The organism is Singulisphaera chitinilytica, from assembly GCF_049331405.1.
Classification (GTDB): Bacteria; Planctomycetota; Planctomycetia; order Isosphaerales; family Isosphaeraceae; genus PoT.
The window spans coordinates 34,279-46,925 of record NZ_CP186276.1 but is presented as its reverse complement, the minus strand read 5'-3'; the positions used below and the strand labels follow the sequence as shown (position 1 = coordinate 46,925).

Genomic DNA, 12,647 nt, shown 5'->3' with positions numbered 1-12,647 from the left:
AACGCGTCGCCCTCATGGCGATCATTGCAACATGGACTTGCCTGACGAGAGAAAGCGATCCCTGAGGGTTGAAGAGGCTCGCATGCGATGATGGAATCGGCGCGTCGGTCGGCGCAAGGGGCCGGGCGGGCCCGAATCATCGTGCCGAAGGGGCGGGGCCGGCGGTCGCGGCCTGCTTGCGATACTCCTCGGTCAGGCGACGCCAGGTCGTGGCGAGCCGCTCGACCTCGGCGGGCTCGCGGGGGGCGAGGTTGTTCGACTCCGCGCGGTCGTTCGCGAGGTCGTACAGCTCCCAGGGCGACTCCGCGCCGGCGGCGACGATCTTGCGATCGCCGACCCGCAGGGCGCGATTCCCTTCGTGGTTGAAGTAGAGGAAATCGCGGGGGATCGTCACGTCCGCGGCGAAGGCCGGCAGGAGGCTCCGCCCGGAGAGGGGGGGCCGAGGCTCGCCTCCGTGGGAGTCGGGCGGCGTGAGGCCCGCCAGCTCCAGGAAGGTGGGCACGAGGTCGACGAGGTGCGCGGGGGTGTGGCGAATCTCGCCTCGGGCCTTGATCCCTGCGGGCCAGTGGGCGATCAGGGGTGTGGAGATCCCCCCCTCATGGACCCAGTACTTGTGCAGGCGGAACGGCGTGTTGCTCGCCGTGGACCAGCCGGGGCCGAGGCAGAGATACGACTTCCTGGAGCCCGGCTCGGCCGAAGGGTCGTGGCCGCCGGCGCGGATCATCTGCTCGCCGCTGGCGCCGTTGTCCGACATGAAGAGGATGAGCGTGTCGTCCGTCGCCCCCATGGTCTTGAGTTGGTTGAGGATGCGGCCGATCTCGCGGTCCATGCGGTCGACCATCGCCGCGTGCAGGGCCATCTTGGTCGCCTGGAACCGCCTCTGAACGGGCGTGAGCGAATCCCAGGGGACGGCGCGGCCGACCTCGCCCGGGCCGATCCGCCGTTGCAGGTCCTCCTCCTTCACGTTCCAGTTGGGGATCTTGTCCGCGTCCGGTTTCGATAGCGGCCCGTCGTAGATGCCCAGTTCCTTCTGCTTCCGCCAGCGCCGTTGGCGCACGACGTCCCAGCCCTCGAGGTATCGGTCTCGATAGCGGGCGATGTCCTCGGGCAGCGCGTGCAGGGGGAAGTGCGGCGTGGTGAAGGGGACGTAGAGGAAGAAAGGGGCGTCGCTATGGTCCTTCTGGTGCTCCGCCAGCCATTCCGCCGCGCGGGTCGCGATGGCGGTCGTGCTGTAGTAGCCGGCGTCGGGCGAAGGCCGGGGCAGGGCCTCATCGTCCAGGCGATGGACGGGCGGCGAGAAGAAGTCTCCGAGGTCCGCGACCTCATACGATCGCGAGAATCCTCCCGCGCGAATCGGCCCGTCGACGTGCCACTTGCCGGAGAAGTACGACCGGTATCCGGCGGGCTTCAGCAATTCCGGCAGCAGAGCGGCCCACTTCGGCCGGTTCCTGGCCGGGTCGCGGTTGACCTGCTGGGCATAGTACCCCGTCAGGAGCGCCGCGCGGGAAGGCCAGCACCTGGCGGTGTTGTAGAACTGCGTGAATCGCAGGCCCCCCGCGGCCAGGCGGTCGAGGTTCGGCGTGGCGATCTCGCCTCCGTAACAACCGACGTCCGAATAGCCCAGGTCGTCCGCGAGGATGACGATCACATTCGGCCGCTTCGGCCTCGCGGCGTCGGCGCGTGCGCCGGTCGGGCCGGTGGCGATCGCGCTCGCAGAGAGCGCGACCAGGAGGAGAAATCGGGACGGGCCGTGGATCATGTGCATGTCCGGAAGGTTGGCGGAGGGGCCGGTACGACGTCGATTGAATACGCTCGTCCGAATTTCTAAATTCGCAAATCCGATCGACAACGTCAAGTTTCGGCGGAGCCAATCCGAGAATCGCTTCGATTTTAATCGTGAAAAAACGTATATTATAACATTTGATCCCGTTCGTGTCCGCCGGGATCGCGGGACGATGCTCGATCGATGAGCGGCCGGGGCCCGCATCGCAGGGCTATCGGATTGCGCCCGGCTATCGGGCCTGATGTCGTAGCAGGCGAGGGCGTCAGTCCGTCGAAGGCGGGGAGATGGGGGCAGTCGCCGAACCGCCAGCGGGGGGGAATGGCGGGCGAGTCGGCCTGGCGGGCCTCGGCGAGTCAGAAGGAGTCCGACGAGATGATCTCCCCCTGGGCGCGGGTGCCGAGGGCCCAGACGACGGTCTGGCTGGTGCTGTCCTTGAGGAACTTCACCGAGCCGTCGCCGATGAGGATATTGGCGCCTCCGGGATGGCGGCTGCCCAGGTTCCACATGCCGGGGACGTTGACGCCCGAGGCCGCGGCGACGCAGTTCGGGATCCGCTGGTTGGGAGCCTGGAGGAACCCGCCGAGCGTGTAGTTGTTCAGGGCGATCGACCAGTTCTCGCCGTTGGCGGGGGTCCTGACGTGCCGGTTGGCGGAGTTGCCCGCGACCGACACGCACTGGGCGATCCAGGCGGGGAGCAATGGGCCGATCGTCGGGGCGGAGACCGTCGGGGTGTTGCGGGTGACCCCCAGGGGCAGGGAGCCGACGAACACCGTGTCGCCGGGGACCGTGATCGCGTTGATGTTGCCCGTGCCGATCCTCCACTCGCCGAAGGCCGCGGTGTTGCTCGTCCCGTCGGTGATGTCCGCGAGCGACTTGGGGCGGCTGGTCCGCTCGAGCGCGAAGAGGCCGTTGGGCGGGCCGCCGGTCTGGCTCGCGTCCCACTCGAGGGTCGCGCCGATCGAGGCGAAATAGCTATTGCCGGGCGCCCGGTTCGTGGTCATCGGGATGTCGTCGGTCCCGTTCCACGAGGGGGGCGTGTCCGACGGGCAGAGGAAGGAGTCGAGCCTGGTCAGCGAGACCGTCCCGTTCATGTACGCGCCGACGTCGGAATTGATGATGTCGACGGTGAAGTTCGCGGCATTGTAAAGCGCCTGCTGCTCGAGGTAGGGCAGGATCCGGACATGGACGCTGAAGCTCCCGTTGATGATGGTCTTGGACGCCTCCGGATCCCAGGTCATCAGCGCACCCGGCGGGAAGGTGTCATTCGTGCTGACGTAGTTGTGCAGGCCGAGCCCGATCTGCTTCAGGTTGTTGATGCACTTGGCCCGACGCGCGGCCTCGCGCGCCGCCTGGACGGCCGGCAGCAGCAGGGCGATCAGGACCGCGATGATCGCGATCACCACCAGCAGCTCGATCAGCGTGAACCCCAATCGTCTTCGATTTCGCATGTTCACCTCAATCTTGAATGAAAAATACCGGATCGAGTACGCGTCCCTCTCTCGCCTCGATTCGCCGCAGGCGCGCGAGCCCGGTCGAAGAGTCGAGCATCGACCCTTCAGCCCGCCTTCATCGACGATCCGCCCGAGAACGGGGTGTGGTCGCGGTCTGCCCTGCACGGGCGGCTTCCCTGGCGATGCTCGAGCGAACTCGACGCGAGCCCCGCTCCCATCTCCGAGCGATCGCCCGATCCCGGGGCGGAACGCATCCGCCGGACTCGTCTCACGGGCCGAGAAGGAGGCCTGCCAGCTCGATCCTCGTCGGGAAGCCGGCTCCCCTTGGTCCGCGATGCGATGAATCTTAATCATCTTGATCGATACAATCAAGATGAAGGCTTAATATTCAGTCGGATACGCCGAGGTGAGAGATGATTGTCTCTGTGACATCAATCTCTGACATCATGCTCGACGAGCCTTGAGGTGCCGAAGGTCCGGGCGGCATCAACCTGGGCCAAGATCCGGCCGATGCCGCCATGCACTTAATTTCGCAAGGGTAACCGAGCCGGCTCCATGTCGCTGGAAAGTCTGGATAGAGGATGGATTCTTCTCTATCTAATTGCTCGCCGGGCCCAGTGCACCAACAACCTCAAGCAGTTGGCGTTGGGGCTGCACAACTACATCGATACCAACTCCACTCTCCCGCTTGGTAGTTATCACAAGCCCCCGCTCATCACATCGTGTGGCAACACGCACGAGCAGAGCTTCTTCGTGAGCCTGACCCCATACATCGAGCAGAAGCAGATCTACAACGCCTTCAATTCCGCCGTGACCGTGTACGACCCGAGCAACTCCACGGTCCACGGGATCGGGATCTCGGCGCTCTGGTGCCCGAGCGACGGCAAGGTCGCGGGGGGCCAGGACGTCGGCGCCGCTATTGCAGCCCTGGGAGGGACCGCGACCATCGGCAAGATGCAGTACAACAGCTACAAGGCCAACGCGGGGACCTGGTTCGCCCCCGGGATGCAGGACTATCCCACCGACCCGACCTTCTCGGCCGCCAAGGCCGAGGCCAACGGCCTGATCTACTATTACAGCAGCAACAACCTCGCCTCGATTACCGACGGCACGAGCAACACCCTGCTATTGGCCGAGAGCGCCTACGGCAAGCTCGGGGGCCAGGATGCGATCTTCTTCGGCTGGTGGACCTCGGGGAACTACGGCGACACGATGTTCACGACCCTGTACCCGATCAACCCGCAGTCGAAGCTCGGCGGCGATACCAACACGACGACGGTCTCCATCGACACCTTCGAGTCGGCCGCCTCGAGCTTCCATCCCGGCGGCGTCAACGCGGCCTTCGCCGACGGCTCGGTCCGATTCATCAAGGACTCGATCAACACCGCCCCCTTCGACCAGGCGACCGGCATCCCGATCGGCCTGACCGCCGCCGGCAACGGGAGTTGCCCGAACTCGGCCCCGCTGTACTCGCTCACCGGGAACGCTCGCTTCGGGATCTGGCAGGCCCTCTCGACGCGCAACGGCGGCGAAGTCCTCAGCGCCGACGCTTATTGATCGATTCGATCGAGCCCCGGGACGACTCCGGCCGCGAGATCTCAGTTGGATTTGATGCCATGAAAACGCACTGGAATCAATCGAGCCGGACGTCGTCGAGGCCCAGGCTCCATTCCCTGGCGGGCGTCCGCATCATCGCGGCGCTGCACATCTATTTCTTCCACCTGAAGCAGGCCAACGACGCCGGCGTCCTGACCTTCCCGCTGCTGGGGAGTCTCGGGGCGCCGGCCGCCAATCTGCTCGGGCGGGGGTACGTCTCCACCGGCTTCTTCTTCCAGCTCTCCGGATTCCTGCTGGCATATGCCTATCTCGATGCGTCGGGCCGGCTCAAGACCACGCCCCGGGAATTCTGGAAGGGCCGGCTCCTGAGGCTCTACCCGCTCTACGCCATCTCGCTGCTGCTGCTGATCCCCGCGCCGGCCTTGCTCCCATTCACGGCCAAGCATCCTTCCGCCCTGGAGACGCTGGCGGGGATGGCCACGAGCTTGACCCTGACGCAGGCCTGGTTCCCTTCGCTGGCCCTCTGGTGGAACGCCCCGGCCTGGGCACTCTCGGCCTTCGCGGCCTTCTACGTCGCCACGCCGTTGTTCGCGCAAGTCACGTCGGGCCTGGACCGTCGCGGCCTGGTCGTCGTGCTGATGCTGCTGGTCGCCCTGTCGTGGCTGCCGGCGGGACTGTACCTCCTCATCGATCCTTACGGCGATGCCCGGAGCGTCACCTCGATCACGCTCGGCGGCCCCTGGCTCAATGCCCTGCGGTTCGACCCTCTGACCTGGCTCCCGCAATTCCTCTCGGGCCTCGTGCTGGGACGGCTATTCACCCTGCGAGCCGACACGGGCGAGGCCCCAACGCGGCCCACCGGCCGACTCGCCCCGTCCCTCGGCGATGCCGTCGCCCTGGCGATTGTCGGCTATCTCTCCCTCGCCCCGAGCGTCTCGTACGTCGCCCTGCGGCACGGGCTGCTCGCACCCATGCTCCTCGTCGTCATCGCCGACCTCGCCAGTGGTAGGGGGCTGCTGGCCCGGATCCTCGCGCGGCCGGCGTTCGGCAGGCTCTCCGAGGCGAGCTTCTCCCTGTTCGCCCTCCAGATGCCGGCGGGCGTCTGGTTCTGCATCGCCTTCCTGTCGTCGTCGCGAGGCACGACGGCCCAGCTCCTCGGCATGATCGCCTGGACCCTCGGCGTCTCGGTCGCCTGGGCCGAGTTGATCCAGCGCCCCTTCATCGATCGCCTGCGCCGCCGGGAACAAGCCGCCAGGGCCCTCGGCCTCGTGCCGCAGGTCCTGACGGCGTCGAGCGGGACGAGCCCGGCGAGCCGAGTCAGCGAAGCCGAGACCTCTCGGGTGGCGGGCGATCCGGTTTGAAGCCGCGGGATTCGGCGGGCGGGGGGTGAATTGTCCGCGCAGGCGTCGCTCGTATACCCGCCCAATCATGTCGATACTTGGCGATCTTCGAGGCCTTCTGCCATGCCCCTTTGCTGGCTTCCGGCTCAAACCTGCGGCCAGAACCTCCGCTGGCGATTCGAGCGACAGGAACCGGCGAGAGGGCCGCAGTATCCCCGGCAGATCTCGTTAGCCTCGCCGACCTTCGGATTGGGACCGCCATCCGGCGCAGGAACGCCATCTAGGCCGGGGCCGCCATCCGGGTCGGGGCCGCATTCCTGCGGGACTGTCCGTCCCGAGACGAGGGCCTGGAGCACCTCTCGCATGATCGGGTCATGCATCAGTTCCTGCGCGATGTGGCGGCCGAGGAGCCGATAGGTGGTCATCTTGGCAGGCGTGTAGAACTGATCCATCGGGTCGTCGTCCGGGAACCGCGAGTGCGCCACACCGTGGAGCAGGCCGTCGCCTTCGTCGCCGGTGAGAGTGGGGCGCACGTAGACGAGCAGGCCTTTCTTGCCGTCGGGATAAGCGAGCTCCGCGAACAGGAAGTGCTCCTGGGACAGCCGTTCCAGGACCCTCGAGGACGGAGGGGGGTCGCCATTCCTCGTCTTGGTGTCGCCGTTCATATGGTTGTCGCCGTTCTGACTTTCCTTCTTCGTCGACGGGCGGGGCTTGTCCATTCTTGACCAGGTGTCGCCGTTCTCGCCTTCCTGGCTCGTCACGGAATCTTCCCTGGGTTCGCTCTCCGGGTCGCGGGGCCGGATGAGGTCGAGGCCGGACATCCCGGTCCGTCGACAGTCCTTGTAGCTGTGAAGACCCCCGGGTACGATCCGCGTTCTCCGCCAAACTCGATAGGCGCGGGAGCTGAGGAACGGCCCGATCTCGATGCCGTCCGCGCCCGCCTGCTGGAGGACCTGGACGAGGGCATTGAACCGGCGTTGGGGCTCTTCCGTGCGATCCTCCTGGCTGCAATCGGACGCGACGATCAGGCTGCAACGGCGGCTGATCAAGGCGTAGAGGCCCAGATTCTCGACATGCGCGCCATCGGTCAGCATGTATCGGCTGTCCCCATCGCAGTCGATCCCAAGCGACTGGAAGACGTGGAATTTCAGGCTCTCCATCGGATTCCGGCTCGCGAAGCGATCCGGGTCGAAGACCCAGTAGCCGGTCTGGATGTTGAGCAGGTGGAGGACGGCGGAGAGGGCGGGGTTCGCCACGGTCCCGGGCGAGAGGAATGCGCCGGAGGTCGCCACGATGTTGCCGATGTCGAGGAGGTTCCGTCGGGCGAACGGCTGCTTGGGCGGACCGCTCTTCGTCTGGGTGAGCCAGTAGTCCAGGCTCGAGGATCCCGACGCGACCGGCGAGAACGTGAAGACATTGCCCGGGAGGTCGGGCTCTTCCCCGAGTGAGCGATTCCCTTCGAGCGTGGCGTGGATCAGCAGGAGCGGGGCCCGGCGGCCGACCTGGGATTCGGGCGCCGAGCTTCCCTCCGGGCCGAACTCGTGGCCGCGATACTCACGCTTGGTCCGGTGGAGCCATCGCTCCCGCTCCTTGCCCTGCTCGATCCGGACCCAACTGTCGATGACATGCCCGCGGTAGAACTTCTGGAGGGAGAACGAATTGACATCGACCGCACAGCAGAGCAGCCACAGCAGGCCGGCGAGGCCGGCGATGCGGAGCCGCGTCCACTGGTCCTCCCTCCAGACGACCCAGGCGAAGATGCGCTTGCTCTGGCGGTCGATGACCTGATCGGGCAAGTATAAGCCGAGGGCCGCCCGGTTGTTGTTACCGACGCTGGCCTCGAACGCCGTTCGCCGGGATCTGCCCGTGTTGGTTTTCGGGGCGTTGTCCCGGGGGGGCTCGGCTCCCGACGCGATCACGAAGGGGCCAGGGCTCAAGGCTTCGAGGGCCTTGGCCTTCTTCAGATAGTTATTCCAGTGTTTTTCAAAGCCCTCCCGCTTGTGGACGTCAACGGCATTCAGGCGGTCCTGATCCAACTTCGGCAGGAGAGTGTAGAGGGCGGGGTCCTGCAGGACCGATCTCGCGATCCGCGAGCCCACGTCGAGTTGGAAGCGGTCCTGCCGGGTGTAAAGCTCATAGAGCCTCGAAAGGCTGTCGTCGACCTGATAGTCGTTGAAGCTCCAACGGCCCACCGGGCCGAGGTGCATGAAGGGCGGGATCAGGCGTACGATCCAGGGCATCGAATCCAGGAGGCGGAGTTCCGCCATCTCGGCCCGCTCGTTGAGGAGCGATAGCGACATTTTCGACCCGTACGGAGCCCTATAGTCGTTCCGGGCCTCCATCAACCTGGAGGCCAGCTTCTTCCATGGGGAACCATAGGGCCCCCTGGCGTCGCTAGCGATCCGCTCCCAGGCCTGTTCCCAGTTGCGAAAGTCCGAGGGGTGGAATGTCTCGAACGGGAGGGATTCGCGCCAGTCGGAATAGCCCGAGACGTTCTCCCGGGCGACCAGGCTGTAGATGACGAAGACCAGCAGCAGGACGAATCCGTAGCTGAACAGGAAGACCGCCACGCGGAAGATCGGCTCCTGTCCCCAGCGCTGAAGCCGGGTGCGATCTCCGCGATCGCTCGCGGCCCGATCCTCGACGATGCGTACGCTCTGGAAGATGTTCCTGGGGAAGAGGAACCCGAGCGAGATGAGGCCCAGGATCCAGATGGCGATCTGGCTGAACCGGTCGCCCAGCAGTCCGTACCAGGCCCCCCGTTCCTGCAGCGTGTGGAACTCCTCGGGCGTGTCGTTATAGGTCGTCAGCATGATGTCGCCGGTCGCCACGAGGCCGGCGAAGCAGAAGAGGGCGACCACGACCGGGACGAGGAGGGCCGACTTCAGCGACATGGTCGTGGGCTCCTCCGAAGGATGGGCCGCGACCTCGCCACTCCGTCCGCCTTCCTCCGGCACTTGCGGGAAAAGGAGCGCGTCCAGCCAGTGGAACGGCCTGGCAAACAGTAAGTAGACGCACGCGACGACGGGCACGACTAACGCCGCGATGAGGAAGCCGTAGTGAAAATAGTACGACAGAGCCTCCGTCTCGCCCGGTATGTCGTCGTAATAGTTCCAGATGAACGCCACGTAGGAGGAAAGCAACCCGAATGCATAAAGCAACCAGATGCTCGTCCATATCTTCGGCAGCGTTGACATATTGATCCAATAGGCCATGAGGAAAACCCCCAGGGCCGACCAGAACGGCACGAATCCCCGTGTCAGGTCGGTTCGCAGTCCGACCACGCTCCAGAATCGATTCGAGGCGGGAGCGTCGAGCATCCGGAACGTGAACGCCAGGAAGGCGAGGAAGGCGACCAGCAGCGCCCCGGACTTCAGGAGCTGGAACACCCCTCCCAGGAACCAGACCCCCAGGCCCCAAAGCCATCCGGGGACCGTCTTCGAGGTCAACGGGACCTTCCCGAGCCACTCGACGCCCTTATCCTTCTGGGCCTGTTTCGACTTCCGGGCCTGACTGGGCTTCGGGGCCTCGTGAGGAGTCTGGATCGGCTCAAGCTTCGAATTCCAGGCCCTCGTGTCCCGCGAGTTCCGAACGTCGTCCCGAGACCTCGGCGGCGGGGCGGAGTCCAGCATCGAGGCCGCCAGGTGGCCCGCCGCGTAGCTCCCTCCCGAGACGCTCGAAATGTAGTCGAAGAATTCGAGATGATTCCGGGTCGACGAGTCTTTCTGTTCGGGATCTGCAAAGGGGAGCCGATCCAGACCTTCCAGGAACCCGAGATTGAAGCAGGCCGAGCGAATCCCACCCCCCGAGAGACTCAGCCCGGTCCAGTTCTTGGAGGTCTCCTCGGCGACTGAAAAGGGGCGCGGCAATCTCGCACAAATCTCCTTGTGCTCGATCTCGATCAAGCCCTGGAACCCGACCTTCGGCGACCCACCCGACTCCCTATTCGACTTCGAATTGTCGGTCTCCTCGGCGGCCGACCGGGCTCTCCCGTTGTCCGACGGCCTCTTCGCCGTCTGCCCGCCGTCTCCGACCGGAGGGACCACGGCAGCAGGGCCCGCGCCGTTGAAACCGGGCGACGACTCGTCCGATGCCCGCGGCACAGGCTCATCGTCTTCCCGATTCGACTGATCATTCACTCCCGTGGGTTCCATGACGTCGGTCCTTTCCGGCTTGTCGTCAAAGTTGCGGCGGGCCACATCGCCCGCACCAGGCGCAGTCTCGCAGTTCTCCGAAGATTTCCGAGGAGACGACGGAGGTCCGTGCCGCGAAGACGTCGGGGGAAGGATCGGTTTGTCGTCAGGGCTGAGGCCTGGCCCCCGGACCGGGAAGGCCGCACAGCCCAAGGGGCCGTCGAAAGCTTGCGGCAGACGGACGAGACGAGCGAGCTTATGGGTGTTGATTCTTACGTGAGACGGACAGCTTATCAAGGAGATAAGTGACGAAATTGAAAATTTGCGGTTCATCCACATGCTACATCGCGAGATGGTTCGGGCCAGGTCGGTCGCCCCCCTGAGCAACCGAGGATCGAAAGACCTCCGGGCGCATCGCGAGGCGGCGGCCGTACGCATGAGGGCCGCACCGCTTCGCACCCCGAGGTGAGGGCGGGATGATATGGGATTGGGACGTCGGGAGCCGGCCATGGAGAGGCGAGCCTCTCGACACGGATTCAATTAACGAATGCGCATTCATCAGCCTTTTAGGAATGCGGTTATTCTGCGAGATGCGGTGGGCCTTGCGACCCCAGGATCCGAGCTCGGGCGGGTCGTGACAGGTGCGGAGGCCCTGGGACCCGAGTGGCCCATGCGCCAGGGCCATGGGTATGTCGGGTCCCAGGAGGCCCACTGGCAAATCCATCGCTGGCGCGATTCAAATCTGTAAGCCACATCACTCTTCAATGTCGGAATCGATTCCAAACTTTATCTTGACCAATCCGATTGAGAAACTAAAATGGCTCCCTTCGACAAGCTGAGTCCAGATGAGTCGATCCCGACGATGCTCAGCGAGTTGCATTCTTGGTTGCGTGGACGTCATGGCAATGCATAGCCTCAAGAAGAATCCGGCCCGAAGGCGCGCCGGGTTCACCCTGATCGAGCTGCTCGTGGTCATCGCGATCATCGCGGTCCTGATCGCGCTCCTCCTGCCGGCGGTCCAGGCGGCGCGCGAGGCGGCCCGGCGGATCCAGTGCGTCAACAACCTGAAGCAGCTCGCCCTGGCGACCCAGAATTATCACGACGTGAACACGACCTTCCCGCTGGGCGGGGTCGGCCATGACCCGATCACCGGGAACTATGCGCCGGTGTTCGCTTACCGACAGCCCTTCGTCGAGAGCATCCTGCCCTACATCGAGCAGGGGACGATGTACGCCGCTTACAACATCAACGACTGGTATGAGTCGGTCAGCAATCTCACGATCCGAGGGACGCAAATCTCCGCCTACAACTGCCCCTCGGATCAGCCCATCCTCTTCTACAAGACCCCCACGGTCTACGACGTGAAGGGGAGCTACGGGGTGAACTGGGGCATCAACACCTACTTCGCTCCGATCCTCAAGGGGCCCTTCTGGCTGTCCTACGGCGCCTCGCTGGCCCAGATCACCGACGGCAGCAGCAACACCATCGAGATGCCGGAACTGAGGCAGACGCCCTCGCCCGACATCGCCCACTTGGACCGACGCGCCCGGATGTGGAACGACGACTCGGCGACGTATCAGGTCTCGGCCAAGCTGACACCCAATAGCTCCGCCCCCGACGTCGGCACCTGCCAGAACAACCCGATCCCGAACACCCCCTGCATCAACGGCGGCACCTCGTCGCTCAACTATTACATCACGTCGAGGAGCGCACATCCGGGGGGAGTGAACGCGTCGTTCTGCGACGGCTCGGTGCGTTTCATCAAGAATTCGATCAGCCTGGCGGTCTGGCAGGCGCTCTTCAGCGCCTCGGGCGGCGAGGTCATCTCCTCCGATCAATTCTGAGACTCGGGGATCTTGAAACGTGAAAACCTGGATCTATCCGTTCGTGGCCCTCGCGTGCATCGCGGCGGGCTGCGACGGCCCCGATGAACTCGGGCGGCGGGCGATCTCCGGCACGGTGACGCTGGACGGCAAGGCCCTCGCGAGCGGCAGCGTCACCTACGTGCCGACCGAGAGCGGCCCCGCCGTCGGTGCGACCATCGAGGACGGCCGATTCTCGATCGACCGGGAGTCGGGCCCGATCCCCGGCGCCTACCGCGTGGAGATCCTGGCGATCCGGCCGACCGGCCGCACCATCGCCGACCCGGAGGGCCCCAAGGGGTCGACGGTCGAGGAGCGCAAGAACATCGTCCCCGACCGCTACGGCTCGCAATCGACGCTCACGTCCGACGTCACGCCGACGGGGCCGAACACCTTCGAATACAAGCTCGACTCCAGGCCCGACCCCGCCGCCAGGCGTCGCCGCTGAGCCGGCCCCGATGCCGATTCCGGCGACGAGCGGAGCCGCCTGGACTTCGCTCCACGCCGGTCGATGTTGAAAC

At 65.2% G+C, this 12,647-nt stretch carries 8 protein-coding genes; 4 read left to right on the top strand and 4 right to left on the bottom strand.

Features of this window, described 5'->3' with window-relative positions:
• Positions 1–136: 136 nt before the first annotated feature.
• The 3 genes from ACOYYX_RS39595 to ACOYYX_RS39585 form a co-directional block, all read right to left on the bottom strand.
• A complete protein-coding gene (locus tag ACOYYX_RS39595) occupies positions 137–1,759 on the bottom strand; it encodes an arylsulfatase (RefSeq protein WP_422932116.1) in 1,623 nt (540 codons plus the stop codon).
• Between the two features lie 377 nt (positions 1,760–2,136).
• A complete protein-coding gene (locus ACOYYX_RS39590; RefSeq protein WP_422932115.1) occupies positions 2,137–3,231 on the bottom strand; it encodes a DUF1559 domain-containing protein in 1,095 nt (364 codons plus the stop codon).
• A gap of 107 nt (positions 3,232–3,338) precedes the next feature.
• Positions 3,339–3,488, bottom strand: coding sequence for a hypothetical protein (locus ACOYYX_RS39585; RefSeq protein WP_422932114.1), 150 nt, complete (start codon positions 3,486–3,488; stop codon positions 3,339–3,341).
• Between the two features lie 301 nt (positions 3,489–3,789).
• On the opposite strand from ACOYYX_RS39585, the gene ACOYYX_RS39580 reads away from it, so the two are divergent.
• Entirely contained in the window at positions 3,790–4,791 is a 1,002-nt protein-coding gene (locus ACOYYX_RS39580) for a DUF1559 domain-containing protein (RefSeq protein WP_422932113.1), read from the top strand.
• 59 nt (positions 4,792–4,850) lie between these two features.
• Complete coding sequence (locus ACOYYX_RS39575; RefSeq protein ID WP_422932112.1) at positions 4,851–6,152, top strand: acyltransferase family protein; 1,302 nt, start codon at positions 4,851–4,853, stop codon at positions 6,150–6,152.
• A gap of 125 nt (positions 6,153–6,277) precedes the next feature.
• On the opposite strand, the gene ACOYYX_RS39570 is transcribed toward ACOYYX_RS39575, so the two are convergent.
• The gene (locus ACOYYX_RS39570; protein WP_422932111.1) at positions 6,278–10,285 is read right to left on the bottom strand and encodes a hypothetical protein; all 4,008 of its coding nucleotides are present in this window, start codon (positions 10,283–10,285) and stop codon (positions 6,278–6,280) included.
• A gap of 878 nt (positions 10,286–11,163) precedes the next feature.
• Between ACOYYX_RS39570 and ACOYYX_RS39565 the strand changes: the two genes are divergently transcribed.
• Complete coding sequence (locus tag ACOYYX_RS39565; protein WP_422932110.1) at positions 11,164–12,108, top strand: DUF1559 domain-containing protein; 945 nt, start codon at positions 11,164–11,166, stop codon at positions 12,106–12,108.
• 19 nt (positions 12,109–12,127) lie between these two features.
• Entirely contained in the window at positions 12,128–12,574 is a 447-nt protein-coding gene (locus ACOYYX_RS39560; protein ID WP_422932109.1) for a hypothetical protein, read from the top strand.
• Positions 12,575–12,647: the final 73 nt, after the last annotated feature.

Excerpts from the sequence above, each read along its gene's own strand:
- ACOYYX_RS39595 (WP_422932116.1), bottom strand. The coding sequence starts at position 1,759 with ATGATCCACGGCCCGTCCCGATTTCTCCTCCTGGTCGCGCTCTCTGCG.
- ACOYYX_RS39590 (WP_422932115.1), bottom strand. The coding sequence starts at position 3,231 with ATGCGAAATCGAAGACGATTGGGGTTCACGCTGATCGAGCTGCTGGTG.
- ACOYYX_RS39585 (WP_422932114.1), bottom strand. The coding sequence starts at position 3,488 with ATGCGTTCCGCCCCGGGATCGGGCGATCGCTCGGAGATGGGAGCGGGG.
- ACOYYX_RS39580 (WP_422932113.1), top strand. The coding sequence starts at position 3,790 with ATGTCGCTGGAAAGTCTGGATAGAGGATGGATTCTTCTCTATCTAATT.
- ACOYYX_RS39575 (WP_422932112.1), top strand. The coding sequence starts at position 4,851 with ATGAAAACGCACTGGAATCAATCGAGCCGGACGTCGTCGAGGCCCAGG.
- ACOYYX_RS39570 (WP_422932111.1), bottom strand. The coding sequence starts at position 10,285 with ATGGAACCCACGGGAGTGAATGATCAGTCGAATCGGGAAGACGATGAG.
- ACOYYX_RS39565 (WP_422932110.1), top strand. The coding sequence starts at position 11,164 with ATGGCAATGCATAGCCTCAAGAAGAATCCGGCCCGAAGGCGCGCCGGG.